This is a genomic window from Amycolatopsis sp. NPDC034160, from assembly GCF_055575355.1.
Genome location: NZ_JBVISU010000001.1, coordinates 316,963 through 341,072, shown reverse-complemented (window position 1 = coordinate 341,072; position 24,110 = coordinate 316,963). Strand labels below are relative to the sequence as shown.

At 67.3% G+C, this 24,110-nt stretch carries 27 protein-coding genes and 2 tRNA genes; 17 read left to right on the top strand and 12 right to left on the bottom strand.

Annotated features, from left to right (window positions below):
• Positions 1–64: 64 nt before the first annotated feature.
• The 9 genes from gyrB to ACZ54P_RS01640 all read left to right on the top strand — a co-directional run bounded on the left by gyrB (position 65) and on the right by ACZ54P_RS01640 (position 9,280).
• Entirely contained in the window at positions 65–2,032 is a 1,968-nt protein-coding gene (gene gyrB / locus ACZ54P_RS01680; RefSeq protein WP_465459643.1) for a DNA topoisomerase (ATP-hydrolyzing) subunit B, read from the top strand.
• A gap of 50 nt (positions 2,033–2,082) precedes the next feature.
• Entirely contained in the window at positions 2,083–4,608 is a 2,526-nt protein-coding gene (gene gyrA, locus ACZ54P_RS01675) for a DNA gyrase subunit A (RefSeq protein WP_465459642.1), read from the top strand.
• A 36-nt stretch (positions 4,609–4,644) separates the two neighbouring features.
• Positions 4,645–5,334, top strand: coding sequence for a DUF3566 domain-containing protein (locus ACZ54P_RS01670; protein ID WP_465459641.1), 690 nt, complete (start codon positions 4,645–4,647; stop codon positions 5,332–5,334).
• A 47-nt stretch (positions 5,335–5,381) separates the two neighbouring features.
• Positions 5,382–5,455, top strand: a tRNA-Ile gene (locus ACZ54P_RS01665).
• A 432-nt stretch (positions 5,456–5,887) separates the two neighbouring features.
• The gene (locus tag ACZ54P_RS01660) at positions 5,888–6,076 is read left to right on the top strand and encodes a DLW-39 family protein (protein ID WP_465459640.1); all 189 of its coding nucleotides are present in this window, start codon (positions 5,888–5,890) and stop codon (positions 6,074–6,076) included.
• Positions 6,077–6,113: 37 nt separating this feature from the next.
• Positions 6,114–6,186, top strand: a tRNA-Ala gene (locus tag ACZ54P_RS01655).
• Positions 6,187–6,339: 153 nt separating this feature from the next.
• Complete coding sequence (locus ACZ54P_RS01650) at positions 6,340–7,668, top strand: amidase (RefSeq protein WP_465459639.1); 1,329 nt, start codon at positions 6,340–6,342, stop codon at positions 7,666–7,668.
• On the top strand, positions 7,665–7,826 hold the full coding sequence (locus ACZ54P_RS01645; protein WP_465459638.1) for a hypothetical protein: 162 nt from the start codon (positions 7,665–7,667) through the stop codon (positions 7,824–7,826). The genes ACZ54P_RS01650 and ACZ54P_RS01645 overlap by 4 nt, the downstream gene beginning before the upstream one ends.
• Entirely contained in the window at positions 7,823–9,280 is a 1,458-nt protein-coding gene (locus ACZ54P_RS01640) for an MFS transporter (RefSeq protein ID WP_465459637.1), read from the top strand. Before ACZ54P_RS01645 ends, ACZ54P_RS01640 begins: the two co-directional genes overlap by 4 nt.
• Here the strand turns inward: ACZ54P_RS01640 and ACZ54P_RS01635 are convergent.
• The 6 genes from ACZ54P_RS01635 to ACZ54P_RS01610 form a co-directional block, all read right to left on the bottom strand.
• A complete protein-coding gene (locus ACZ54P_RS01635; RefSeq protein WP_465459636.1) occupies positions 9,198–9,593 on the bottom strand; it encodes a helix-turn-helix domain-containing protein in 396 nt (131 codons plus the stop codon). The genes ACZ54P_RS01640 and ACZ54P_RS01635 overlap by 83 nt on opposite strands.
• Before the next feature lie 37 nt (positions 9,594–9,630).
• The gene (locus tag ACZ54P_RS01630) at positions 9,631–10,482 is read right to left on the bottom strand and encodes an ADP-ribosylglycohydrolase family protein (protein WP_465459635.1); all 852 of its coding nucleotides are present in this window, start codon (positions 10,480–10,482) and stop codon (positions 9,631–9,633) included.
• A 10-nt stretch (positions 10,483–10,492) separates the two neighbouring features.
• A complete protein-coding gene (locus ACZ54P_RS01625) occupies positions 10,493–11,497 on the bottom strand; it encodes a helix-turn-helix transcriptional regulator (protein WP_465459634.1) in 1,005 nt (334 codons plus the stop codon).
• A gap of 106 nt (positions 11,498–11,603) precedes the next feature.
• A complete protein-coding gene (locus ACZ54P_RS01620; protein WP_465459633.1) occupies positions 11,604–12,881 on the bottom strand; it encodes a M14 family metallopeptidase in 1,278 nt (425 codons plus the stop codon).
• Between the two features lie 95 nt (positions 12,882–12,976).
• Positions 12,977–13,618, bottom strand: a complete 642-nt coding sequence (locus ACZ54P_RS01615; RefSeq protein WP_465459632.1) for a pyridoxine/pyridoxamine 5'-phosphate oxidase — start codon at positions 13,616–13,618, stop codon at positions 12,977–12,979.
• Positions 13,618–14,340, bottom strand: a complete 723-nt coding sequence (locus tag ACZ54P_RS01610; protein WP_465460205.1) for a hypothetical protein — start codon at positions 14,338–14,340, stop codon at positions 13,618–13,620. The genes ACZ54P_RS01615 and ACZ54P_RS01610 overlap by 1 nt, the downstream gene beginning before the upstream one ends.
• Positions 14,341–14,440: 100 nt before the next feature.
• On the opposite strand from ACZ54P_RS01610, the gene ACZ54P_RS01605 reads away from it, so the two are divergent.
• A complete protein-coding gene (locus ACZ54P_RS01605) occupies positions 14,441–14,962 on the top strand; it encodes a DUF2020 domain-containing protein (RefSeq protein ID WP_465459631.1) in 522 nt (173 codons plus the stop codon).
• Positions 14,963–15,129: 167 nt separating this feature from the next.
• The gene (locus ACZ54P_RS01600) at positions 15,130–15,582 is read left to right on the top strand and encodes a DUF6918 family protein (protein WP_465459630.1); all 453 of its coding nucleotides are present in this window, start codon (positions 15,130–15,132) and stop codon (positions 15,580–15,582) included.
• Positions 15,583–15,847: 265 nt separating this feature from the next.
• Here the strand turns inward: ACZ54P_RS01600 and ACZ54P_RS01595 are convergent, their stop codons facing one another.
• Positions 15,848–16,600 carry a hypothetical protein gene (locus ACZ54P_RS01595; protein ID WP_465459629.1) on the bottom strand — a complete coding sequence of 251 codons (753 nt, stop codon included), beginning with the start codon at positions 16,598–16,600 and terminating at the stop codon, positions 15,848–15,850.
• An 89-nt stretch (positions 16,601–16,689) separates the two neighbouring features.
• Here ACZ54P_RS01595 and ACZ54P_RS01590 point away from each other — a divergent pair, with 89 nt between their 5' ends.
• The 3 genes from ACZ54P_RS01590 (at position 16,690) to ACZ54P_RS01580 (ending at position 18,854) form a co-directional block, all read left to right on the top strand.
• Entirely contained in the window at positions 16,690–17,250 is a 561-nt protein-coding gene (locus ACZ54P_RS01590) for a peptidylprolyl isomerase (protein WP_465459628.1), read from the top strand.
• 52 nt (positions 17,251–17,302) lie between these two features.
• Positions 17,303–18,265 (top strand): rhomboid family intramembrane serine protease, encoded by a 963-nt coding sequence (locus ACZ54P_RS01585; RefSeq protein WP_465459627.1) that lies wholly within the window; start codon positions 17,303–17,305, stop codon positions 18,263–18,265.
• A 100-nt stretch (positions 18,266–18,365) separates the two neighbouring features.
• Positions 18,366–18,854, top strand: coding sequence for a hypothetical protein (locus ACZ54P_RS01580; RefSeq protein ID WP_465459626.1), 489 nt, complete (start codon positions 18,366–18,368; stop codon positions 18,852–18,854).
• Here ACZ54P_RS01580 and ACZ54P_RS01575 read toward each other — a convergent pair.
• Positions 18,839–19,216, bottom strand: coding sequence for a PH domain-containing protein (locus tag ACZ54P_RS01575; RefSeq protein WP_465460204.1), 378 nt, complete (start codon positions 19,214–19,216; stop codon positions 18,839–18,841). The genes ACZ54P_RS01580 and ACZ54P_RS01575 overlap by 16 nt on opposite strands.
• A gap of 118 nt (positions 19,217–19,334) precedes the next feature.
• Positions 19,335–19,601 carry a cell division protein CrgA gene (crgA, locus tag ACZ54P_RS01570; protein ID WP_101613637.1) on the bottom strand — a complete coding sequence of 89 codons (267 nt, stop codon included), beginning with the start codon at positions 19,599–19,601 and terminating at the stop codon, positions 19,335–19,337.
• 388 nt (positions 19,602–19,989) lie between these two features.
• Between crgA and ACZ54P_RS01565 the strand changes: the two genes are divergently transcribed.
• Genes ACZ54P_RS01565 through ACZ54P_RS01555 form a run of 3 tightly spaced genes read left to right on the top strand, consistent with a single transcriptional unit; the run spans position 19,990 to position 22,051 of the window.
• Positions 19,990–20,916: a class E sortase gene (locus ACZ54P_RS01565; protein ID WP_465460203.1), complete on the top strand. Its 927-nt coding sequence runs from the start codon at positions 19,990–19,992 to the stop codon at positions 20,914–20,916.
• Positions 20,916–21,071, top strand: a complete 156-nt coding sequence (locus ACZ54P_RS01560) for a hypothetical protein (RefSeq protein ID WP_005161850.1) — start codon at positions 20,916–20,918, stop codon at positions 21,069–21,071. The genes ACZ54P_RS01565 and ACZ54P_RS01560 overlap by 1 nt, the downstream gene beginning before the upstream one ends.
• Positions 21,044–22,051 carry an LLM class flavin-dependent oxidoreductase gene (locus ACZ54P_RS01555; protein WP_465459625.1) on the top strand — a complete coding sequence of 336 codons (1,008 nt, stop codon included), beginning with the start codon at positions 21,044–21,046 and terminating at the stop codon, positions 22,049–22,051. The genes ACZ54P_RS01560 and ACZ54P_RS01555 overlap by 28 nt, the downstream gene beginning before the upstream one ends.
• Here ACZ54P_RS01555 and ACZ54P_RS01550 read toward each other — a convergent pair.
• The 3 genes from ACZ54P_RS01550 to ACZ54P_RS01540 form a co-directional block, all read right to left on the bottom strand.
• Positions 22,048–22,440: an SCO5389 family protein gene (locus ACZ54P_RS01550; protein WP_465459624.1), complete on the bottom strand. Its 393-nt coding sequence runs from the start codon at positions 22,438–22,440 to the stop codon at positions 22,048–22,050. The genes ACZ54P_RS01555 and ACZ54P_RS01550 overlap by 4 nt on opposite strands.
• A gap of 110 nt (positions 22,441–22,550) precedes the next feature.
• A complete protein-coding gene (locus tag ACZ54P_RS01545; RefSeq protein ID WP_465459623.1) occupies positions 22,551–23,285 on the bottom strand; it encodes an ABC transporter permease in 735 nt (244 codons plus the stop codon).
• Positions 23,286–23,300: 15 nt separating this feature from the next.
• Complete coding sequence (locus ACZ54P_RS01540; RefSeq protein ID WP_465459622.1) at positions 23,301–24,011, bottom strand: ABC transporter ATP-binding protein; 711 nt, start codon at positions 24,009–24,011, stop codon at positions 23,301–23,303.
• Between the last annotated feature and the right edge of the window lie 99 nt (positions 24,012–24,110).

Sequence of the window (24,110 nt, the reverse complement as noted above, 5' to 3'; positions counted from 1 at the left end):
CGCGGCCAAGTACACTGGAGATGAGCGAGCGTCTGCTCGAGCGAGACGAGGAGAATCAACGCCTGTGACCGAGAACAAGAGCGAGTACAACGCGTCGTCGATCACGGTGCTCGAAGGGCTCGAAGCTGTCCGCAAGCGTCCCGGTATGTACATCGGTTCCACCGGTGAACGCGGCCTCCACCACCTCGTGCAGGAGGTCGTCGACAACTCCGTCGACGAGGCGATGGCGGGTCACGCCACCAAGGTCGAGGTTACCCTGCTGGCCGACGGCGGCGTCCGCGTCGTCGACGACGGCCGCGGTATCCCGGTCGACATGCACCCCAAGGAGATGAAGCCGACCCTCGAGGTCGTGCTCACCGTGCTCCACGCGGGCGGCAAGTTCGACAGCGACTCCTACGCGGTCTCCGGTGGCCTGCACGGCGTCGGCGTCTCCGTGGTGAACGCGCTGTCGAAGAAGCTGCTCGCCGAGGTCAAGTACGGCGGCCGCAGCTGGCGTCAGGAGTACACGAACCAGCTTCCCGGTGAGCTGGAGGATCTCGGTCCGGCCGACGAAACCGGCACCACGATCACCTTCTGGGCCGACGACGACATCTTCGAGACCACGACGTACAACTTCGAGACGATCTCCCGTCGTCTGCAGGAGATGGCCTTCCTCAACAAGGGCCTGACCCTTTCGCTGCGCGACGAGCGCGTCGCCGACGAAGAGACCGAAGAGGACGCCTCCGGCCAGGCGGCGCGGGTCAAGGAGAAGACCTACTGCTACCCGGGCGGTCTCGAGGACTTCGTCAAGCACATCAACGGCAGCAAGGACCCGATCCACACCAGCGTGATCTCCTTCGAGGCCAAGGGCACCGGCCTCGAGGTCGAGGTCGCCATGCAGTGGAACAACGGCTTCACGCCGTCGGTGTACACGTTCGCCAACACGATCAACACGCACGAGGGCGGTACGCACGAAGAGGGCTTCCGCGCCGCGCTCACCCGCGTCGTCAACGCGTACGCGCGCGAGAAGAAGCTGCTCAAGGAGAAGGACGCCAATCTGACCGGTGACGACGTGCGCGAGGGTCTCGCCGCGATCGTCTCGATCAAGCTGGCCGAGCCTCAGTTCGAGGGCCAGACCAAGACCAAGCTGGGCAACAGCGAGGCGAAGACGTTCGTGCAGCAGACGTCGAACGAGTGGCTGGCCGACTGGTTCGAGCGCAATCCCACCGAGGCGAAGACGATCATCAACAAGTCGATCTCCTCGTCGCAGGCGCGGATGGCCGCCCGCAAGGCGCGCGACCTGGTCCGCCGCAAGGGCGCGCTCGAGATCGGCGGGCTGCCCGGCAAGCTCAAGGACTGCCGGTCGACCAACCCGTCGGAATGCGAGCTCTACATCGTCGAGGGTGACTCGGCCGGTGGTTCGGCCAAGGAAGGCCGCGACTCGATGTACCAGGCGATCCTGCCGATCCGAGGCAAGATCATCAACGTCGAGAAGGCCCGCATCGACCGCGTCCTCAAGAACACCGAGGTCCAGTCGCTGATCACCGCGCTCGGCACCGGTATCCACGAAGAGTTCGACATCGAGAAGCTGCGCTACCACAAGGTCGTGCTGATGGCCGACGCCGACGTCGACGGCCAGCACATCACCACGCTGCTGCTCACCTTCCTGTTCCGGTTCATGCCCCCGCTGATCGAGCACGGACACGTGTTCCTTTCACGCCCGCCGCTGTACAAGATCAAGTGGCCGCGGGCCGATCCGGAGTACGCGTACTCCGACCGGGAACGCGACGCCGTCATCCAGGCCGGTGTCGAGGCGGGCAAGCGCCTCCCCAAGGACGACGCGATCCAGCGCTACAAGGGTCTCGGCGAGATGAACGCCGAAGAGCTGTGGGAGACCACCATGGACCCGGCGAACCGGCTGCTCGGCCAGGTCACCCTGGACGACGCCGCGCAGGCGGACGACCTGTTCTCCGTCCTGATGGGTGAGGACGTCGAAGCGCGCCGTTCCTTCATCACGCGCAACGCCAAGGACGTTCGCTTCCTCGACGTCTAGGTAGCCCCCGCTCTTAGTCCCCTTAGGACTGCTCTCACGAGAAGGACCTCATGACGGAAACCTTGCCGCCCGCTCCGGACCACGACCGGATCGAACCGGTCGACATCCAGCAGGAGATGCAGCGCTCCTACATCGACTACGCGATGAGCGTCATCGTGTCGCGGGCGCTGCCGGACGTGCGGGACGGCCTCAAGCCGGTGCACCGCCGCGTGCTGTACTCGATGTTCGACTCGGGCTTCCGCCCCGACCGCGGGTACAACAAGTGCTCCCGCGTCGTCGGCGACGTGATGGGCAACTACCACCCGCACGGTGACTCCGCGATCTACGACGCGCTGGTGCGGCTCGCCCAGCCGTGGGCGCTGCGGTATCCGCTGATCGACGGCCAGGGCAACTTCGGTTCTCCGGGCAACGACCCCGCCGCCGCCATGCGGTACACCGAGTCCCGGCTCGCGCATCTCGCGATGCACATGCTGCAGGACATCGAAGAAGACACCGTCGACTTCTCCGACAACTACGACGGCCGCACCCAGGAGCCGGACGTTCTGCCGTCGCGGTTCCCGAACCTGCTGGTCAACGGTGGTTCCGGGATCGCGGTCGGGATGGCGACGAACATCCCGCCGCACAACCTGCGCGAGGTCGCCGACGGCGTCAAATGGGCGCTGGAGAACTTCGAGGCGAGCGACGACGAGCTACTCGCCGCGCTGCTGGTCCGGATCAAGGGCCCGGACTTCCCGACCAAGGCGATGATCCTCGGCAACTCCGGCATCGAGGACGCGTACCGCACCGGCCGCGGCTCCGTGCGCATGCGCGCGGTCGTCGAGGTCGAAGAGGACGCCAAGGGCCGCACGATCCTGGTCGTGTCCGAGCTGCCGTACCAGGTCAACCCGGACAACCTGGTGGAGAACATCGCGAACCTCGTCCGCGACGGCAAGCTCACCGGCATCTCCGACATCGCCGACGAGTCCAACAGCCGCAGCGGGATGCGGATCGTCGTCACGATCAAACGCGACGCGGTCGCGAAGGTCGTGCTGAACAACCTGTACAAGCACACCCAGCTGCAGCAGAACTTCGGTGTCAACATGCTGGCCCTGGTCGACGGCGTGCCCCGCACGCTGCGGCTGGACCAGATGATCCGGCACTACGTGAAGCACCAGATCGACGTCATCGTCCGCCGGACCCGCTTCCGGCTGCGGAAAGCCGAAGAGCGCGCCCACATCCTGCGCGGTCTGGTCAAGGCACTGGACATGCTCGACGAGGTCATCGCCCTGATCCGGCGTTCGCCCTCGGCCGAGGAAGCCCGGCCCGCGCTGATGAGCCTGCTCGACGTCGACGAAATCCAGGCCACCGCGATCCTCGACATGCAGCTCCGCCGCCTCGCGGCACTGGAGCGGCAGCGGATCATCGACACCCTGGCCGAGATCGAACTCGAGATCGCCGACCTCAAGGACATCCTCGAGAAGCCCGAGCGGCAGCGCTCGATCATCGCCGAGGAACTCCAGGAGATCGTCGACAAATACGGCGACGACCGGCGCACCAAGATCATCCCGTTCGACGGCGAGGTTTCGGTCGAAGACCTCATCGCGGTCGAAGACGTTGTCGTCACGATCACCCGCACGGGTTACGCCAAGCGAACGAAAACCGATCTGTACCGATCGCAGAAACGCGGCGGCAAGGGCGTCCAGGGCGCGACGCTGAAACAGGACGACATCGTCCAGCATTTCTTCGTCTGCTCGACACACGACTGGATCCTGTTCTTCACGAACAAGGGCCGCGTCTACCGGGCCAAGGCCTACGACCTGCCCGAGGCCAACCGCAACGCGCGCGGCCAGCACGTCGCGAACCTGCTCGCGTTCCAGCCGGACGAGAAGATCGCCCAGGTCATCGAGATCCCGAACTACGAGGTCGCCCCATACCTCGTGCTCGCGACCCGGCGCGGCCTGGTGAAGAAGACCAAACTCACCGACTTCGACTCCAACCGCGCCGGCGGCCTCATCGCGGTCAACCTTCGCGAAGGGGACGAACTGGTCGGTGCCGTGCTCGCGGCCGCGGAAGACGACCTGCTCCTGGTATCCGCGGAAGGCCAGTCCATCCGCTTCCACGCCACCGACGAAGCACTGCGCCCGATGGGCCGCGCCACGTCCGGCGTGCTGGGCATGCGGTTCAACGACGGCGACGAACTGCTCGGCATCAACGTCGTCCAGCCCGACAAGTTCCTCCTCGTCGCCACCGACGGCGGCTACGCCAAGCGCACCCCCACCGACGACTATCCGGTGCAAGGCCGCGGTGGCAAGGGTGTGCTCACCATTCAGTACGACCGGAAACGTGGCAGGCTGGTGGGTGCGGTCATCGTCGACGCCGAAGACGAGCTTTACGCGATCACCTCCAGCGGCGGGGTGATCCGGACTTCGGCCGGACAGGTGCGCAAGGCAGGCAGGCAGACGAAGGGAGTGCGGCTGATGAATCTCGACGAAGGAACCACTCTTCTCGCGGTCGCACGCAACGCGGACGAGCCCTCAGACGTCGCCACTGCAGGTAGTACTGAAGGAGAAGAAACCCCGGCGTCGGAGCAGGAGTAGACGACGCCCCACGTACTGGGTAAGGACTGACACCTCGTGACACCATCCGAGAAGCCCGAAGCAGGCGGCGCGCAGGCGGGATCGTCGAGCCCGCCGTGGCAGCGTGACAGCGGTGCGGGAGAGGCCGAAGGCGCCGGTGAGCAGACGGTCTCGGTGTCTTCGGTAGCCACCGAAGACGGGGCCTACTCGGAACCGAAGCAGGACGCGACAACCGTGACCGACCACCACGGAGTCAGCGGCACCGCCGCGAAGAGGCTGTTCGGCGAGAGCGGAGAGGGCGACCAACCCGCCCCCTCCGCCATCCCGTCCGCCTCCCGCACCCGTGCCGCCCCCACCGCGCTCCGCCGCCCCGGCCGCGGACCGCGTCGCGCCAGCCTGCAGATCAAACGCTTCGACCCCTGGTCGGTGCTGAAACTGTCCCTCGTCCTCGGCGTCGCGCTGTTCTTCGTATGGCTCGTCGCCGTCGGCGTCCTCTACACCGTCCTCGACGGCATGGGCGTATGGGACAAACTCAACGGCACCTACTCGTCGCTCGTCGGCGGCGAAGGAGCCGACGCCCCGGCCGACCCGCTGATCAGCGCCGGCCGCGTCTTCGGCATCGCGGCCATCCTCGGCGCCATCAACATCGTGCTGATCTCGGCACTCGCCACCGTCAGCGCCTTCATCTACAACGTCTCCGCCGACCTCGCCGGAGGCCTCGAAGTGACCCTTTCCGAACGAGAGTGACCCGGTTGCAGGGCGCCGAAAGGCGTCCTGTAATCTTCTCGTCGTTCGGGCCCATAGCTCAGGCGGTTAGAGCGCTTCGCTGATAACGAAGAGGTCCCAGGTTCAAGTCCTGGTGGGCCCACCCGATCGCCCGGTTTGTGTTCGCGGAAAGCGCGAACGCGGATCGGGCGTTTTTCTTTTTGGGGGTCGAACCCCCAAGCCCCCGCCAGGGAGGGCTTCGCCCCCTGGACCCCCCTTTCGGCTCGGGCCCTGGCGGGCCCATTGCCGTGGGGGTGAGTGGGTTACGTGGGTGTTGTGGGGTTGGGGTGGGCAAGGTCACGGGGGAGAGGGAAGGGTGCTGGGCGTGTCGGCGTTGTGAAGAGAGGGTCGGTGTGCGGGGTTTCCGGGCTCACCCAGCGATAGAAGGGGACGCGGCACGCCGGCCTTGTCAGGGCCCTGCCGGACCTTCTCTTCCCGGCAGGGCTTTCGTCATGGGTGTTCCACGTGGAACCTCGGGCGTGCAGTAGCATCGATGGGTAAGCGGAGCAATTCGGCGGAGAAGAGGGGGCTTCTGATGAAGAAGCTGTTGGCACTCGCGGTCATCGCGGGCGGCGCGCTGTTCGTGATCAAGCGCAACAAGGCAGCCAAGGCCGAGGCCGACCTCTGGCGAGAGGCCACCGCGCCGACCGAGCGTCCGCTCGGCTCCGTTTCCACGAACGGAAGCGCCCCGGCCAAGGCCGCGGACGCCTCCCGCAACAACTGAGGTTTCCGCAGGCGGCTATTCTGACCGCCTGCGACCCGGGGCTGTAGCTCAATTGGTAGAGCACCGCCTTTGCAAGGCGGGGGTCAGGGGTTCGATTCCCCTCAGCTCCACACGCGAGGAAAAGGCCTGACCGGCGAACTCCGGTCAGGCCTTTTCCGTTACCCGCGATGCCCGCCTGACCGGGGCTTGCGCTCAACCACGCTTCAGTTTGCACGCTGGTTCCGGCGGCGCGAAACCAGCGCCCGCCGGACTGGAGGGTTGTGGTGAGGAGAGAAGACGCGGGTTCGGTACTCGATGCCGCGCAGGCGTTGCGTCAGGGAGAGGTGACCAGCGTCGAACTGGTGGAACGCGCGCTGACCGTCACCGACGAACTCGGGGTGTTCATCGTCAGGTTTCCCGACGACGCGCTGGCATCGGCGCGGCGAGCCGATCGGGAGTTCGCGGCGGGGGTGGATCGCGGACCCTTGCAAGGGATTCCGTTGGGGATCAAGGATCTCATCGCGGTCGCGGAAGGACCGACGACCGCGCAGAGTCTCGTGCTCGACTGGGATGCGGGCGTCGACGCCGCGGTGACGGAGCGGCTCAAGGAAGCGGGCGGCGTCATTGTCGGGAAGACCTCGACGATGGAGTTCGGCTGCGGGGTTCCCGACGACACCAAGCCGTTCCCGATCCCGCGGAATCCCGTGTGCACCGACCGTTGGGCGGGCGGGTCCAGTTCGGGGACGGCGAGCGGAGTCGCCGCCGGAATGTTCTTCGCGGGCCTCGGTTCGGACACCGCCGGCAGTATCCGGATGCCCGCGGCCTTCTGCGGTGTCAGCGGGTTGATGCCGACCTACGGCCGGGTGTCCGGTGCGGGTTGTGTGCCGCTCGCCCACAGTCTCGATCGGATCGGCCCACTCGCCCGCACCACTCGCGACTGCGCCGCGCTGCTGGAGGTCATCTCGGAATCCCCTTTCGTGGCACCGGATTTCACCGGCGACCTCACCGGTCTGCGGGTCGGCGTCGTCCGGGACGACCACCACTTCCCCGAAGACGCCGATCCCGCGCTGGCCGCCGCTTTCGACGAAGCACTGTTCGTTGTGGAGGATCTGGGTGCCGAACTCGTCGAGGTCCGGTTGCCGTACTGGAACGAGTTGACCACCGCGGTGCTGGTCACCGCGAGCTGTGAAGCCCTTGCCCATCACCGAGCCGAGTTGAGCACGCGATGGCAGGACTTCGGTGTTTCGGCGCGGGGGATCTTCGCGGCGGGTGCGGTGGTCTCCGGAACCGATTACGTGCAGGCACAACGGGTTCGGCAGGTCGTGCGGCGGGAACTGGCCGGCCTTTTCGCGGACGTCGACGTGATCGCGAGTCCGGTGGCTTCGATCGGAGCTCCGCTGCTTGAGGACGTCGCCGACGAAGCGGGGCAGCAAAACGCGAAGGTGTTCCGGAAGATCAACACACCGTACTGGAACGGGGTCGGCAATCCGGTCCTCGCCGTGCCGATGGGAAGAACCAGCGAAGGACTGCCGCTTTCCCTGCAACTGGCGGGTGGCCTTTTCGACGAGGCGACCGTGCTGCGCGTCGGCGACGCCCTGGAGACGGCCCGATGACCGGGGAACTGATCGATCTGTTGCTGGCCAAGGCGGAACTCCCCGCTGACGAGGCCGACAAGCAGGCACTGGCGAGCTTGTCCTGGCTGTCCACAGTGGATTCGCTGTACGCGGTACCGATGGACCGCTGGGTCGCCCCGAACGGAGAGCCGGCATGACGCGTAGTCGTGACGAAGGCGCGGTGCTCACACTGGCCTGTGCCGGGACGTTCGTGGTCATCCTCGACGCGACCATCGTTTCCGTCGCCCTGCCGTCCATCCGGTTCGGGCTCGGGTTCTCGCCGAGCGCGCTCACCTGGGTGGTGAACGCGTACACGCTCGCGTTCGCCGGTTTCCTGTTACTGGGCGGCCGGTTGTCCGACGAATTCGGGACACGGCGGATGTTCGTGCTCGGCATGAGCCTGTTCACCGTCGCGCGACTCGTCGCCGGGTTGGCCGGTTCGCCGGAGCTGCTGCTGATCGCGCGGACGGTGCAGGGCTTCGGCGGTGCCTTGCTGATGCCGGTGACGTTGTCCTTGCTGACCACGACGTTCACCGAGCCTGCCGTTCGCGCGCGGGCGCTGGGCACCTGGAGCGCGGTGGGCGCCGCCGGTGCCGCGGCCGGGCCGGTGATCGGCGGACTGCTGACCCAGTGGGCGGGCTGGCGCTGGGTGTTCTTCGTCAGCGTCCCGATCGGGGTGGTGGCCGTCCTCGCGGCCGGAGCGGTGTTGCCGGTGCGGGTCCGTAGCGGTGCCCGCGGCCGGTTGGACGTGCTCGGCGCGGTTTTGTCGACGGCCGGACTCGTCAGTGTGGTCTACGCGGTGATGCGTTCTTCGGTCGACGGCTGGCTGTTTCCGTTGCTCGGTGGACTTCTCCTGCTCGGTGTCTTCCTGCTGCACCAGCATCGATGGGCGGCCGAACCGCTGGTGGAGCTCGGAATCTTCCGGCTGCGGCCGGTGCTCAGCGGGAACGTGGTGATCTTCCTGCTGGGGCTGGGTTTCCTTGCCAGCCCGATCCTGCTTTCGCTGTATCTGCAGGACGTTCACGGCTACTCCCCGTTGCGAGCCGGACTGGCATATCTGCCGTTGGGAGTGGCGATGTTCGCCGGCTCGCGGTCGGCGAGCGGGTTGTCGATGCGGTTGGGGCCCCGGCACGCGACGGCGTTGTCGTGCGCGATCGGCGCGGTGGGTTTGGCCGGGGTCGCCGTACTGACCGGCGCGCACGCGTCGTACGTCCTTTCGGTGCTGCTGCCGGGGATGGTCTTCGGGTTCGGGACCGCGGCGGCCTTCACCCCGATCACCATCGCCGCCACCAGCGGGGTGCCGGAGCAGCAGAACGGGCTGGCCGCGGGCGTGCTGAACACCGTCCGGCAGACCAGCGGCGCGATCGGGCTGGCGGCATCGACCGCGCTCGCGGCGGCGGTGACGGCGAACTGGCGGTCGACCACCGAACCGGCTGAAGCGCAGGTCCACGGCTACACGGCCGCGTTCATCGCTTCCGCCGCCTGCCTCGCGGCCGCCGCGGTCGTCGCGGCCGTGGCGATGCCAGGCCTCAGCTCGCCGCCTGTGCCGGCAGGTCGACCCGGTCGCGGAACCAAGGGCAGTCCTCCAGGCTCTCTTCACGACGACAGGTGAGGAGTTCGACCAGGTAGTCGCGCGCGGTGTCGAGCCGCGCGCGCTCCTGCTCGATCTCGGCGAGCTGACCGGCCACGACCTCTCGCCAGCGGTGCTGTTCGGCGAGCAGTTCGGTGATCTTGGTCAGGCCCAGTCCGCCGATCTGCCGCCAGTGCTTGATCAGCGCGATGCGGTACAGCTGATCGTCGTCGTAATACCGCCGTCCCGACCGGCGGAAGGCGGTGATCAGGCCGCGGCGCTCCCAGAAGTGCAGGGTCGAAATGGCCAGCCCGAAGTGGTCGGCGGCCTCGCGAACCGGCGTCAAGGCGTCCATAGGGCCATTTCACCGCGCCACGCCTGGTTAGGCCACCCTAACTTGCCAGGAGTCGCTCATCGAGCTTCGCCAGGTAGTCGCGGCCGAACTCGCCATTCTCCAGGTCGCGCCACAGCACCGGCGGCAGATCCTGGGCCACCTCGGGTGACCGCGACGCGGCGGCCAGCGCGATGGTCGCGGCGGTGTCGACGTCGCCGGTGAACGCGACACAGGTGTGCAGCATCCGGGCGAGGCCGCCGCCGTCGGCGAGCACGGTCAGCGCGGCGCGGACGCTCATCCAGCCCTGCGGCCCGATCTTGCCTGACCACGGCCGCGCCCAGCCGCCGTGCCCGACGTCCTCGGGAAGCACCCCGTCGATCCATCGTGCGACCTCGGCCAGTGGACCGAGCCGATGGTGGCAGTAGTGCACGGCGAGTGCCGCCGCCTGAGCCGCGGCGATCCCGGCCGGTGTGTCGTGCGTGATCCTGGCCTGCAGTTTCGCGTGGTAGAGGACGTCGTCGACGGTCGGCAAGAGCCCGATCGGCCCGGCGCGCATGGCCGCCCCGCTCTTGTCGCTCTGCGGCTGCAGCCGTCGCAGCAGCTCCTCACCGTCCCGGACTTCGCTGAGCAGCCGGTGGAAGCGCGGCGCGTAGCCGTCGTGCGGATCGCGGTGGTAGGCGAGGACGAACTGTTCGGCGAGCAGCGACGGCGTCCACCGGCGACCCGAGACGAGCAGTTCGGCGATCGCGATCGTCATCTGCGTGTCGTCGGTGTAGCGGCCGGTCGGGACGCCGGGAGAGCCGGGATGCGGCACGTACCCGCTCAGCGTGTTGTGCTCGGCGACGAAGCTCGGGTACGCGTGTTCGAAGGAGCCTCCGTACGCGTCGCCGATGGCCAGTTCGACCAGCATCCGAACTCCTTCAGGCGGTGAGGCGGGCCGTCTCCGAAGGGAGTTTGCCGTAGGTCTGGCGGTAGAAACCGGAAAACCGGCCGAGATGCGTGAAGCCCCATCGCAGCGCGACGTCGGTGACGGTGCCTTCGGCCCGTCCCTGCGCGATCGCGAGCAGATCCTGGTGCACGTAGTCGAGCCGGACACGTCGCAGATACTCCATCGGCGTCAGGCCGAGTTCGGTGCGGAACGCCAGTTGCAGGGCGCGCACGCTGACTCCCGCGACCATCGCCAGCTCACCGATCGACACCGGATCGGCGGCGCGTTCCTCGCAGTGGATCATCGCGCGGCGGACCGCCGCCGTCTTCGGCCGTGGCCCTTCGACGGCGAGGTCACCGGAAAGCGAATGCGGTTGGGTGTCGAGCAGGCCGTGCAGCAGCAGCTTCTCGAAATGCGCGGCGGCCAGCGGTGACCGGTCGAACAGGCCGGAGGCCGCGGTCTCGCTGAAGGTGTGGAGCAGGGTGATCCACTGACCCATGCCCGAGGTCTCGACGACCGCCGGATCGAAGCGCAGGGTCGACGTCGGTGGCTCGCCGAGCCGTTCGCGCATCGCGTCCGCCACCACTTGCTTGCCGATCCGGAGCAGCAGGATGTCGGGGTGCTCGAAGCTGGTCCGGAACCGGGTCTCCGGTCCGGTCACCACGTGGCGCGACGGCACGATCTCCTGGCCGAGGGTGATCTGGTTGCGGCCGTTCATGGTCACGATCACGGTGTAGGCGTCGGGGGTCTCCTCACCCTCCAGGACGACGTCGGAGTCCAGTGTCAGTTCGTAGACCGAGAGGCCGTTCGGGTCGATTCCGGGGGTGCGGACGCCGCTGAGCTGGGAAATGTCGAAGAATCCGGTGGGTGCCGGGGTGTGCAGCTTGACCGTGTCCGGCGCGAGGAACGCTTGGAAGGTGTTCTCGAGCTCGTCGAAGTCGTCGCCGGTGACCACCGTCGACGCGATCGGGAAGCCTTCCGCGAACCGCTTGCGCACCTGTTGATTATCCAGAAATCGGCCATTCGGGGCACCGAAGAACAAAGTGGATCATGCTATTGGCTCTTGGCGTCGCGAATGGCCGATCTGGGGGAACTGAGCGGGGTCAGGCGCCTGCCTCGTTGATCAGGATGTCGACGGCCTTGTCGTTGCGGGCGGTCTGCTCCGGGATCACCGAAGCGGGCGGGTAGAAGCCGTCGATCCCGCCGTCCTTCGGGTACATCTCGAAGGTGTAGCTGAGGATCTTGTGCTTGCCCCAAGCCCAGTCGTTGATGTCGCCGTCGGTGACGTACAGATCGCTGGACTGCTCCGGCGTGTAGCCGTTGGTGGCGGCCATCTTCTTGCCGACGTCGGCGAACCGCTGAGCCTCGGCCTCGGTCATGCCCTCGTCGGTGTCGTTCTTCGTGTAGCCGAAGGGCCAGAGCACCAGTTCCGAGAACGTGTGGAAGTCGATGTGCGTCTTGATCTGCTGCGCGCCGCCGACCACCCGGGAGTTCACGAAGTCCGCGACAGCCTTGGTCTCGGACTCGGAGAACGCCGACGGGCCGTGGTAGTCCTCGGCGGACGGGCTGTTGCTCGACCCGCCGCAGCAGTTCCACTTGTAGTCCCAGTTGCGGTTCGGGTCGGTGCCGACGGCACTGCTGCCCGGCACCGGCTTCCGCGTTTTGCGCCAGCCCTGGTACTCGCCGCCGGAGATGTCGTACTCGGAACCATCCGGGTTGACGTTCGGGATCACGTGGATCTCGTGCTCGTCGACCATCTTCTTGATGGCGGGGTCGCTCGCGTAGCCGCTGGTCAGCCGCTGCACGATCCGCAGGCACATCTCGGTGGTGAGGTGTTCGCGCGCGTGCTGGTTGCAGGTGAACAGGACCTCGGGCTCGTTCTCGTCCGTGCCCGCGTTGTCGCTGATCTTCAGCAGGTTCAGATCACGGCCTTCGTACGACTTGCCGACGCTGGACAGCGTCGCGATGTCGCTGTGGTCCTTCGCGGCCTTCTGCAGCTCAGCGGTCGTTTCGGCGTAGGTGTGGTACGCCTCGTCGCCCGGCGGGAAGTCGCCCGCGACCGCCGCCGTGCCCGCCCGATCGCTCCGTTGCTTCAGCATGCTGTCGAAATCACCGAGCGACTTCAGGGTGAACCCGCCGGCGCGCAGGCTCGCGGCCTGCTCGGGCGTGGCGACGACGGTCAGCGCACCACCGCGCGAGCCTGCCACGTCGACACCGGTGCGGGCGACGGCGGTGCGCTCGCCGGTGTCGTTCACACCCTCCACCGAATACAGCCCTCTCGCCGGGGCGCCGGTCTGGGCGCTCGCGACGGGCGTCGTGACGGCCAGCAGGACGAGCCCTGTGGCGGCCAAGGCGCCACCGATGCGACGGCGTGTGGACATTTCGCCTCCGAACGATCAGGGGACAACGTGGGCATTCACCGTCGTCGAAGGGAATCGTTCACGACAACCCGACGATCGTCGTTGCCAGTTACCGTTTACGGCCAGAGGCGTTCTTTGCGCCAGGACTCGTTCTCCCGCCGATAGCGGAGACGCCGGTGCCGCCTATCATGGCTGGCCTGCCAAAACTCCACTTCGGACGGTGCCACCAGGTAGCGCGTCCAGGTTTCCGGCGCCACGCCGGGATTCTCCTCGACCCAGCGCTCCGCTTCCAGTGCCGCGCGGTCGAGGTCGGCCGGATCTTCGAGCACCTGGGACTGCCTGCCGACGAACGCCTCCACTCGGGACGCCGGCGGCCGGGCGGTGAAATCGGCCGCGGAGACCTCGGGATGGGCGACCGAGACCGGACCGCGCAGGCGGACCTGACGGCCGCGTCCCGGCCAGAAGAACGTCAGCGCGGCGTAGGGATTCTTCGCCAGCTGTACGCCTTTCGGACTTTCGGAACTCGTCGCGACCGCCCAGGTGTCGCCGTCGACATCCTTGAGGATCACGACCCGCGCGTCCGGCAGTCCATCGGCGTCCACTGTGGACAGAGTGACGGCATGCGGCGCCAATACGTGTTCCCCGGCTTCGTCGAGCCAGTTCAGGAAGAGCTCGCTCGGCGTCTCCGGCGTGACTTCGGTGTCGAACTCCGGCAGCTCTTCGGGGAACGACGGCCAGCCGCGCAACGTGCGGTTCATCAATATCCCGGCGGGCGCTGGCCGTGCGTCGGATAACCGGGCGCCGGCGGCGGGTAGTGCGGCGGATGCTGACCGGGCGGCGGCCCCTGCGCGGGCGGCGGCCCGACCGGATACTGCGGCGGCGGTGGTTGCTGCGGCTGCCAGCCGGGAGGCGGCTGCTGACCGGGCGGCGGGCCCTGGTGCGGCGGCATCGGCGGTTGCTGTCCCTGCGCCTGCTGCCACTGCACCTGCTGGTAGACCTCGGCGGGCTGCGGGAAACAGAACGTCAGTTTCGCGTTGACCGAGCCCTGCACCGCCGCGCCCCACAGCTTCCCGCCGACGAACGCGTACATCTGCGCCGCCGAAACGTCGACGGCCACCATGCGGGTCTCGCCGCCGAACTGATTGCCGGATTTCGCCGACGCGGCCTGCGCGGCGTCCGGGTAGACCCGGTCCCCGATCAGACCGGCGATGACCACGGAAGCCGCCGTCCAGCCGACCGTGCCCATCACGTTCGCGCGCGCGTGCTGTGTCGCGAGCCCGGTGAAGTCGTACAACGCGGGCGCCGTCACCTCCGGGATCGCCGCGGCGACCACGCAGTAGTTCATCGTCGACATCATCACGGATTCGGTGAACAGGCCGACGACGGCCGTGCTCGGACCGATCTGGACCGTGTTCAGCCTGCCACCGCTGCGCTGGATGCGTTCTGCCACCGCACCCAGGTACTGCTCCTTGGTGAGCACTGATGCCTCCTGAAGACCCGTCACGCATCGCCATCGTCGCACGAAGAGGGCGGATGGTCGCACCGGCGCGGTGATCCGATCTGCTTCACTGGTCGCCACTATGCGACGTCTTCTGATCTTGCCGCTCGTCGTACCGCTCCTGGTGGCCTGTGGGCCGAAGGAACAGCCGCCTGCGACGAACCCGCCCGCGCCGTCGAGCAGCCCGGCGCCCCGGATCCCGCCGTCGCCGGAACCCACCGGCAAAGGTCCGTGCCCGTATCTGAGCGCCGAGTCCGTCTCGGACGCCAACGGACAGAAGGTCTCCAAGGTCAAGACGTCGGTGGAGCAACCGCATCCGACCTGTTTCTTCTACGCGCTCAGCGGGAAATTACAGCTGACGGTGCGCGTGTACGTCGGCGAACCCGCCGTGGCGAAGGCGCTGGTGGACCAGGCGGCACCCATCGACACGTCCAACCCCGCCGACGAGCCGGCGGGCTGGAAAGGCGGCTACCAGCCGTCCGGCGACGGCGCCGTTTACGCCGTCGCGAAGGGCGGGAACGCGGTGGTCGTGACGACCAACCAAAAGCAGAGCATCAAGGCACGCACGGTGGCGAAGGAGGCTATCGGTGAGCTGCGTCTCTAGGTAGTGGTATCCACACGTCAGAGTGAAGTTGATCTTGTACTACCCTGTGCCGCACGCGCGACGGTTCGCGGGACCAGCGCAACGCCAGATCCGGCGGAGGCCGCCTTGCGGTGTGGCTCGGCGGCACAAAAGATCATTTCTCCCCATAAGACAAAAGGACAGGTTTCGTGGCTGACACCCTCAAGGAAATCTTGCTCGACTCCAGCCGTCGTCCGGCGGTCGTGAGCGACTTCGAAGGTCTCGTCGACGCCGAGGTGTCGGACAAGGGCGGCGTTTCGGGTGCCGTCGTGAAGACCGGCTTCGCGGCCGTCAAGAAGATCAAGCCGGGCATCATCCCCGCCGCCGTCGACACCCTGCTCGACGACTTCGCCGGTGCCCTCGAGCCGTTCTACGGCGACTACAAGGCCAAGGGCGGCAACGACTTCGGCGCCTACCTGGCCAGCCGTAGCGACGAGGCCTCGGACGCGCTCCTGTCGGTCACCGACGCGCGCGCCGAGAAGAGCAGCCGCGACAGCATCAAGAAGGTCTACGGCAAGCTGCGCCCGAACGGCAAGAAGAACGTCGAGGAGGCCCTTCCCCGCGTCGGCCAGCTGATCGACAAGCACGCGGCCGCTGTTTAATCGCACTGTGTTGATCTAATCGCGCGCTGACGTAAACGCGCCGAAGGGGCGTCGATCCGCTTCCCACTTACGGTGGGCGGGGAGGCGCCCCTTCATCGCGTTCACGTGGGCCTTCGGCCCGTAAGAGGGCGCGCGACTGGTGAAGTCTCCCGGTGCTGTTGTCGGGCGCGTTGATCTTCGGCACCAAGACGTGACAGGGCCGTCCAGTGACCGGGTTGGTCGCTGGACGGCCCTGTCGCGACAAGCAGAAGACGGGTGTGAGGCGTCAGTTCTTCTTGTCGGCGGAGCGGGTGCTCGAAGCCTGGTGCCCGTTCTTCGGGGCGTTGGGCTTCGTCTCCGCGGGCTTCGCCGGAGCCGGACCGGAAGCCGACGGACCGGAAGCCGACGGACCGGAAGCGGCAGGCTTCGCGGGCGCGGCCGGTGCGGCCGGTGCGGGCTTCGGAGCGGCGGCCGCCGGAGCAGCGGGCTTGGCGGGGGGAGCGGGCGGTGCCTTGGGCGGAGCAGGCGCGACAGGCGGCTCCTGCTTGGAACGCAGTGCGTAAGCCGCACCGGCACCGACCACGGCGATGCCGAGGACCAACGGCCAGCGACGACGCTTACGCGTCCCCTTGGCAGCGGCCTTCGCCTCGACGAGGGCGGCGCGGAAGTCCTTCTTCGCGGCCTTGAAATCCTTCTTGCCGCGACGCTTCGACTCGCCGGCGGCCTTCGCCGCCTGGATGGCGGCCTTGCGCGCCTTACGGCCCGGCTTCCGCATCTCGGAAAGCCTGGCCATTGCCTCCTTGCGAGCCGCCTTCGAGCCCTTCTTGAGCTCCTTGCGGGTCAGTTCCGTCTTCTTCGCGAGCTTCTTGCGCGCGCGACGGCTGGTCTTAGCGATCTCACCGGCGCTCTCGGAGAGCTTCTGCTCGGCTACCTCAACGGCGTGGGCGGTGGCTTCCTTGCCCACCTCAACCGCACGTTTGCGCAGGCCGAGCGCGCCGGCCTTCGCCGACTCGCTCACCGAATCTGCGGCCCGGGTCATGGCCTTCACCTCATCAATCGTTTTGATTCTGCATCGTTGCTTGTAACCTATCGTGCCCCTTTTCGGCAGATCTTGCCGCAGATGGCACGATGAAGCCTGTGACTGAAAGCAAGGGATCCCTCATTGGTGGCGCGCTGAAGGCCACTCTGCACACCAACCAGGGTGACATCAACCTGAACCTGTTCCCCGACCACGCGCCGAAAACGGTCGCGAACTTCGTCGGGCTCGCCGAGGGCAGCAAGGAGTACACCCAGCCCAACGCGAAGGGCGCGAACTCCGGCCCGTTCTACGACGGTTCCATCTTCCACCGCGTCATCGACGGCTTCATGCTCCAGGGCGGCGACCCGACCGGCACCGGCCGCGGCGGCCCCGGCTACAAGTTCGGCGACGAGTTCCACCCGGAGCTCCAGTTCTCCAAGCCGTACCTGCTGGCCATGGCCAACGCCGGACCCGGCACGAACGGCTCGCAGTTCTTCATCACCGTCGCCCCGACGACGCACCTGAACTTCAAGCACACGATCTTCGGCGAGGTCGCGGACCAGGCTTCCCGCGAGGTCGTCGACGCGATCGGGCGTACGGCGACCGGTCCGGCGGACCGTCCGCTGGACGACGTCGTCATCGAGAAGGTCAGCATCAGCCGCGAGGGCTGACCACGCTGATCACACGGCCTGTTACGGGGGATTTCGGTAGGTTGGTGGCATCGTGAGCCAACCACCGAATCCCCAGTACCAGCAGGCCGCCATGCCCGGCTGCTGGTGGCACCCGAACCGGCCGACCGGGCTGAGCTGTTCACGCTGCGAGCGACCGGCCTGCCCGGACTGCTTGCGCGAAGCCTCCGTCGGCTTCCACTGCACCGACTGCATCCAGGCAGGACGGCAGCAGGACCGCGTCCAGCAGAAGCAGTACCGCGACGCCGGCTACGGCGCGACCACCATCACCGGCGCCCGGCCGCCTCGCGCGGCCGTCGTGACGCCGGTCCTCCTGGTGCTCAACGTCGTCATCTTCTTCATCACGGTCGCCCAGTCCGGCAGCATCGCGAGCAACAACTTCTCGGAGCTCTTCCAGCTCGGTGAGCTGTGGAATCCCGCGACCCTGGCGGCCAACGAGTGGTGGCGGGTCTTCACCTCGGGGTTCCTGCAGTTCGGCCTGCTGCACATCGCGGGCAACGCGTTCTCCCTGTGGTTCATCGGCCGCCCGCTGGAGACCATCCTCGGCCGGGTCCCGTTCGTCGCGCTCTACTTCATCTCGATGCTCGGTGGTTCGGCCGCGAACCTGGTGTTCACCGACCTCGACGCCGTCCCCGTGGTCGGCGCGTCCGGCGCGATCTTCGGACTCATGGGCGCCTACGCGGTCATCGTCGTCAAACTCAAGCTCAACCCCACCTGGCTGCTCGTCATGCTGGGGCTGAACGTCTTCATCACCTTCCAGGTGCCCGGCATCTCGATCCTCGGGCACGCGGGCGGGTTCGTCGCGGGGCTCCTGGTGACGTTCGCGCTGCTCTACGCGCCGGAGAAGAACCGGCTCAAGTGGCAGGTCGGCGGGCTCGCGATCGTGGTCGTCGCGCTGATCGGGCTCATCGCGTGGAAGGACTCGCAGACGATTTCCGCCTCCTGCGAACTGGGGACGAACCGCGGCCAGCCCTCTTACGTCTGCTACCCGGAGTAGGCCCACTTCCACCAAGTGGGTTATGCGATTACCCGGTGGGGAAGCAACGTGACGGGGTACTTTCAGGTTGATCAGCAACATCGTCAACTTGGGGGTTGAGATGAAGATCCGGAAAGCAGCAGCTCTCACCGCCGTCGCCGTGCTGGCGTCGGCCCTGGCACCGGCCGTCGCACAGGCCGGGCAAGCCGCTGAAACCTGTCAGACCTACACCAAACGCTATTTCCTGGGTTCGGGCAGCACGATCACGCTGCGTGTCGCCTACGTCGATGCGGCGTTGAAAATCTGCTTCGGCGATCCCGGCGTGACTTCGGCGGTGGCGACGCAGACCGTCGGCACCACCGGGCCGGGAGCGGCCAGCGGCTGGGAGATCACCGCCGGTCCGGCCGTGGTCGAAGACCAGCGGCCGCGGCACGTGAAGGCGAAGTTCAGCGGGTCGCTGCGAACCTGCGTCGTCAAGATCAACCCGATCTGCTCGCCGGCCTCGCCGTACGAGATCTTCGGGGAGTACGCGCCGCCCGCGGTCGGCCCCGCCGTTCCCGGCTGGTCACATGGCCCGAACGGCGACGTCCACTACTACGACAACGCCTGACCCTTGAGGGCGGTGAGGACGTCCAGGACGTCCCTGGGGTCCTCGCCGAGGTCGATCCGGCCGAACACCAGCAGGTGTTCGCCGGATTCGACCTCGAGGGTCAGGCTGTCCCGGCCCAGTCGTCGCGTCGTGCGCAGCCGGAGCCGGGCTTCGGTCCAGGAATAGCGGTGCGCGCCGCCGACCGTCCTGGCCAGGATTCCCTCGGGACCGGCGGCCAGCCGAGGTCGGATCAAGGTGCCGTGGAGCGCGAGCGCGCCCGTGGAGAGCGTGGCCATCCCCGTCAGCACGGTGCCGCCGACGTCGCCGCCGAAGGCCAGCCATGCCGCTCCTGCCAGCAAGAACAGGGTGATCACCCAGGCCACTACCACAACGTTGCGCTGCGGCGCCCACGAGGTGGGGTAGTTATCCACAGGGGTTATCCACAGTGGGGATGAGTCACACCGGTGTAATTAGGCGTCAAGCCGCCGACCGGAGTAATGCTCACCGCCACCGCATCGTCATGAGCAGCCCGGCGATCATCAGCACGAAGCCGATGGCGAAGTTCGTGTTGCCGAGATCCGCCATGAAGGGGATCTTGTCGCCCGCGATGTAGTTGACGACCAGCCACATCAGGCCGACCAGCATGAGACCGAACATCACGATCTTGTAGAACAGGTTCGACGGGCCCGCGGCCTTGACCTTCACCGGCGTGCGGCGGTCGGTTGGCGGGGTGTACGCCGTCTTCTTACGGACCTTGGACTTCGGCATCGTGTTCCTCGCGTACTGTTCGGCTTCCCTGGTGGCGATGACCCGCTTTCGGGTGCGCAACCAGCGCCACGTGCACACGTTAACGTAAACGAGCGCCGCTGGGCACCGTCCGGGACCGGTCGATTTCCCGCACTGTGACAATGGTGTCACACACGGTTCGACATTGTGCCGGTTCGTCACTGCGGCTTGGTTCGAGACTGAGGAGCTTTGCGTGGCTGAGCGGGAAGAGCCGGGCGGGGGCCGACGGCGGTACTCCGAAAGACCACCTGGTGAGGGCCGTCCGGCTCCCCGGCGTAGGCCGGACGAGGCGACTTCGCCGCGTCGCGCCCCTGGAGAGGCGCCGACCCCGCGTCGGAGGCCGCCGGTGGGGGCGCCACCGCGCCGCCCGATGGACGGCCCGCCACCGCGTCGCCGTCCCGCGCCGCCGCCGGGTTCGACCGAGGAGACCGTCGTCTTCGAACCGGTCGGCGGCGGTACCGCGACCGAGGAGCGTCCGCCGCCGCGCGAACTGGGCAAGGGCGGCGTCGCCATCAGGACCGTGGGCGAACTGCTCATCACCGCCGGACTGGTGGTGCTGCTGTTCATGGTCTACGAGGTCTACGTGACCGACTTGTTCTCGGCGGGCAAGCAGTCCGAGGCGAGTTCGGAACTGGACGGTGACTGGTCGAAGGACCGGCAGCTGCATCCCGAGCTGGTCGACGGGAAGGCGTTCGCCAGGATCCACATCCCGGTGTTCGGCGCCGACTTCAACTTCACGATCCAGGAAGGCACCACCGAGGCCGCGCTCGAAGTCGGCCCCGGCCACTACAAGGGCACGGCGCTGCCGGGCGAGCCGGGCAACTTCGCCATCGCCGGGCACCGTGTCGGCAAGGGTGCGCCGTTCAACGACCTGGACAACCTCGCCTCGTGCGACCAGATCATCATCGAGACGCAGACCGACTTCTACATCTACAAGGTGCTGCCCTACAAGGACGAGGTCGAAGGCTGGGCCGAGGGCAAGGGCGCACAGCCGAAGTGCAAGAACGTCGGGACGCTGCGGGACCCGAACGCCGTCGACGGCGGCGCCTACGGCGAGACCAACGGCCGCCGTATCGTGTTCCCGACCAAGGGCGAAACGGTGAACCCGGTGCCGTACAAGGACCCGGAGATCCTGCCGAAGGCCGAGCAGGTTTCGCTGCTCACGCTGACGACGTGCCACCCGAAGTTCTCGGCGAAGGAACGGCTCATCATCCACGCGGTGCTGGCTCAGCAGGTGCCGAAGAACCAGGTCGGCTCCTACGCCGAACTCCTGCCCAAGATCTCGGAGGCGCGCTGATGTACGGCTGGATCTGGCGCAAGCTGCCGGGCCCCTTCGCGGTGAAGCTGGCGACGGCGGTCGTGCTGGCGCTCGGGATCGTGGCGCTGCTGATGTTCGTGGTCTTCCCGTGGCTGGAGCCGCGCCTGTGGTTCAACGAAGTGAGCGTCCAGTAGGGCCGCGGTTCGGCGTCTTCCTCGTCTCCGGGCGGTTCCCCGGGCAGGAGGACGCCGATGTCCTGCGACGCTCGGTGGACGCCGCCATCGCCGCCGAACGGGCCGGGTTCGACGACGTCTGGTTCGCCGAGCACCACTTCATGCCCTACGGCGTCTGCCCGTCCGCGATCACCCTCGCCGCGCACGTGCTCGGCCGGACCGAACGGATCGCGGTCGGCACCGCGGTGAGCGTGCTGTCGGTCGCGCATCCGGTGGCGCTCGCCGAACAGTGGTCGCTGCTGGACGCGGTCTCCGGCGGCAGGCTGCGGATCGGCGTCGGCCGCGGCGGGCCCTGGCAGGACCTCGAGGTGTTCGGCACCGGGTTGTCCCGCTACGAAACGGGGTTCGAGGAGAGTCTCGACCTGTTGCTCGCGGCGATGACGTCGAAGACCGTCTCCGCCGACGGCGACCACTTCGCATTCCGTGAGGTGCCGATGGTGCCGCGGCCGCAACGCGCCCCGCGCATGGTCGTGGCCTGCGGTGACGCCGGATCGCGCGCGGTCCGGCTCGCCGCCGATCGCGGGTTGCCGATGCTGCTCGGCCTGCACGCCGACGACGACGTCAAGATCGAAACCCTTGCCGCGTACGGGGATTCCGCCGCGGAGCATGTCTCGACGGTGATGTGCCAGGTAGGGGACGACGCCGTGGACGTCGTGCGGTCGGCGTTGCCTGGTTCCCTGAAGGAGGGGTTCGCCGGGCACGTGTACCTGAACGGCAAGCGCGGTCTGGAGAAAGACCCGGTCTCCTACACCGACAAGCTGTGCGAAATGCACCCGATCGGCGGCGTCGAGTACTGCGTCGACCGGCTGGGAACGAGCATCCGGCGTACCGGGGTCTCCCACGTGATCATGATGGTGGAAGCGTCCGGTACGCCGGAGGGAACGCTCGAGAACATCGCGCGGATCGGCGCCGAAGTGCTACCCGCGCTGCGCCAGGGCTAGCAGTCGCGGAGTTCCGGGCTCTGGTTCAACAGCTGCCCGCGCACCGAGACGAACGCGCGGTAGCGGTCACTGTCCACCTGGGACGGTTTGAACGCGGCGACGCGGTGGCAGTTCTGGAACGCCAGCTTCACACCGAAGTGCCGTTCCAGTCCGCCGCGGATGGAGTCCGAGGCCAGCGCCCGCAGCAGTTGACCGCGTTCGGCCTCGCTCGGCGGCGGCGTCTCGTTGTCGGCGAACCCGTCGGGCGCGCCGTCGGCCTCCGCGATGACACCGGTGATCACGGTCCAGGCGTAGGGCAGGGATTCCCGGACACAGGCGACGAATTCGGCGTCGGAGACCTCCCCGCGCTCGGCCTTCTCAAGCAGCGCGGGCGATACATCCAGAGACATCGAACCTCCGAGGGAGACACAGTGAACGTGGGCCGTCTTCCTGACTACTCACCCGCGGGCCAAGCCACAAGAGAAAACGATCATCATCACCACTTTGGCCAAAGCCGCCGTCACTCCCAGCGAAAAAGCTTCGCCGCCACGACACAACTGCCCACCGCGAAAGCCGCCAATACGGCGAGTTGCAGCGGCTGGGCGCCGGCGCCGGTCCAGGAGTCTTCGAGGGCTTTGACGCCCGGTGGGATGTACGCGCCGATCTTCTGGATGGCTTCCGGCAGCAACGGACGCGGCAGGTAGACGCCGCCGAGGAACATGATCGGCAGGTAGGCGATCATCGCGATCCCGCCCGCGGCGCGGCTGGTCTTGGCGACCGACGCCGCGATCAGGCCCAGCCCGAAGATCGCCGCCGTGCCGAGGACGAACGTGAGCAGGAAGCCGAGCGGGTGACGCGGGCCGGGGACGTCGAAGAAGACGGTGCCCGCCACGAGGAGCACGCCGACACCGCCGATCGTCACGGTGATGTTGATGATCAGCTGCGCCACCAGCAGCTTCGCCGGGTGCACCGGAGTGGTGGCGAAGCGGCGGAGAATTCCTTGTTCGCGGTAGGTCGCGATGATCCCGGGGATCGACTGCAGCCCCATCATCGCGATGGTGAGCACGACCATCGACGGCACCCAGGCGTCGAGGAAACGCATGCCGGGAGTGTCCTTGCTTTCGGTCCGGATGGCCGGGATCGCACCGAGGATGGCCATGATGGCCGTCGGCAGCACGAGTCCGGAGATGACGAAAGCCGGTGACCGGAGGGCGAGTTTCGTTTCGGTGACCGTGATCTTGGTGAGTGTGTGCATTTCTCGTCTCCTGGATCAGTCGCGGCCGGTCAGGGTCACGAAGGCGTCGTCCAAAGTGGATTCACCGGCGCGGTCGCGGAGTTCGGCCGGGGTGCCGGTGGCGACCACGCGTCCGGCGTCGAAGATCGCGAGGCGGTCGCAGAGCCGCTCGGCCTCGTCCATGAAGTGCGTGACCAGCAGGACCGTGACGCCCGTTTCGCGCACGGCCTCGACGAGCTTCCAGGTGTCGCGGCGGGCGTGCGGGTCGAGTCCGGTGGTCAGCTCGTCGAGGACGGCGACCTCAGGGCGGCCGACCAACGCGAGCGCGATCGAGACGCGCTGCTTCTGCCCGCCGGAAAGCCTGCCGAAATACTTGTTCCGCTGCCCGGTCAGACCCAGTTTGGCGAGCAGCTCGCCGGTGTCGGCGGGGTTCGCGTAGAAGGACGCGTAGAGGTCGAGCGCCTCGTGGACCTTGAGCTTGTCCGGCAGGCGGCTCTCCTGAAGCTGCGAGCCGAGACGCTGTCGGAGGAGGTTGTGGTCCTTGCCAGGGTCGAGGCCGAGGACCGACATCGTCCCGGAGTCCGGCGTCCGCAGTCCCTGAAGGCATTCGACCGTGGTGGTCTTGCCCGCGCCGTTGGTCCCGAGGATGCCGAAGATCTCGCCCTGTTCCACGTGGAACGAAACGTCGTCGACCGCGACGTGCTCCCCGTACGTCTTGCGGAGGTTGGTGACTTCGATGAGTGGCATGCGAAAACGTTATGGCGCACGGGGTCCGGCCAGAATGGTGCTGAATCCCCAGGTGGGGTGGGGCTGGACCCACCCCACCTGGGGAGCTTCGGTCCCTGT

Bases quoted from the DNA above. Each gene is read 5' to 3' on its own strand.
- gyrA (WP_465459642.1), top strand. From the start codon at position 2,083: ATGACGGAAACCTTGCCGCCCGCTCCGGACCACGACCGGATCGAACCG.
- ACZ54P_RS01660 (WP_465459640.1), top strand. From the start codon at position 5,888: ATGAAGAAGCTGTTGGCACTCGCGGTCATCGCGGGCGGCGCGCTGTTC.
- ACZ54P_RS01645 (WP_465459638.1), top strand. From the start codon at position 7,665: ATGACCGGGGAACTGATCGATCTGTTGCTGGCCAAGGCGGAACTCCCC.
- ACZ54P_RS01640 (WP_465459637.1), top strand. From the start codon at position 7,823: ATGACGCGTAGTCGTGACGAAGGCGCGGTGCTCACACTGGCCTGTGCC.
- ACZ54P_RS01635 (WP_465459636.1), bottom strand. From the start codon at position 9,593: ATGGACGCCTTGACGCCGGTTCGCGAGGCCGCCGACCACTTCGGGCTG.
- ACZ54P_RS01630 (WP_465459635.1), bottom strand. From the start codon at position 10,482: ATGCTGGTCGAACTGGCCATCGGCGACGCGTACGGAGGCTCCTTCGAA.
- ACZ54P_RS01620 (WP_465459633.1), bottom strand. From the start codon at position 12,881: ATGTCCACACGCCGTCGCATCGGTGGCGCCTTGGCCGCCACAGGGCTC.
- ACZ54P_RS01615 (WP_465459632.1), bottom strand. From the start codon at position 13,618: ATGAACCGCACGTTGCGCGGCTGGCCGTCGTTCCCCGAAGAGCTGCCG.
- ACZ54P_RS01605 (WP_465459631.1), top strand. From the start codon at position 14,441: ATGCGACGTCTTCTGATCTTGCCGCTCGTCGTACCGCTCCTGGTGGCC.
- ACZ54P_RS01595 (WP_465459629.1), bottom strand. From the start codon at position 16,600: ATGACCCGGGCCGCAGATTCGGTGAGCGAGTCGGCGAAGGCCGGCGCG.
- ACZ54P_RS01590 (WP_465459628.1), top strand. From the start codon at position 16,690: ATGAAGCCTGTGACTGAAAGCAAGGGATCCCTCATTGGTGGCGCGCTG.
- ACZ54P_RS01580 (WP_465459626.1), top strand. From the start codon at position 18,366: ATGAAGATCCGGAAAGCAGCAGCTCTCACCGCCGTCGCCGTGCTGGCG.
- crgA (WP_101613637.1), bottom strand. From the start codon at position 19,601: ATGCCGAAGTCCAAGGTCCGTAAGAAGACGGCGTACACCCCGCCAACC.
- ACZ54P_RS01565 (WP_465460203.1), top strand. From the start codon at position 19,990: ATGGACGGCCCGCCACCGCGTCGCCGTCCCGCGCCGCCGCCGGGTTCG.
- ACZ54P_RS01560 (WP_005161850.1), top strand. From the start codon at position 20,916: ATGTACGGCTGGATCTGGCGCAAGCTGCCGGGCCCCTTCGCGGTGAAG.
- ACZ54P_RS01550 (WP_465459624.1), bottom strand. From the start codon at position 22,440: ATGTCTCTGGATGTATCGCCCGCGCTGCTTGAGAAGGCCGAGCGCGGG.
- ACZ54P_RS01545 (WP_465459623.1), bottom strand. From the start codon at position 23,285: ATGCACACACTCACCAAGATCACGGTCACCGAAACGAAACTCGCCCTC.
- ACZ54P_RS01540 (WP_465459622.1), bottom strand. From the start codon at position 24,011: ATGCCACTCATCGAAGTCACCAACCTCCGCAAGACGTACGGGGAGCAC.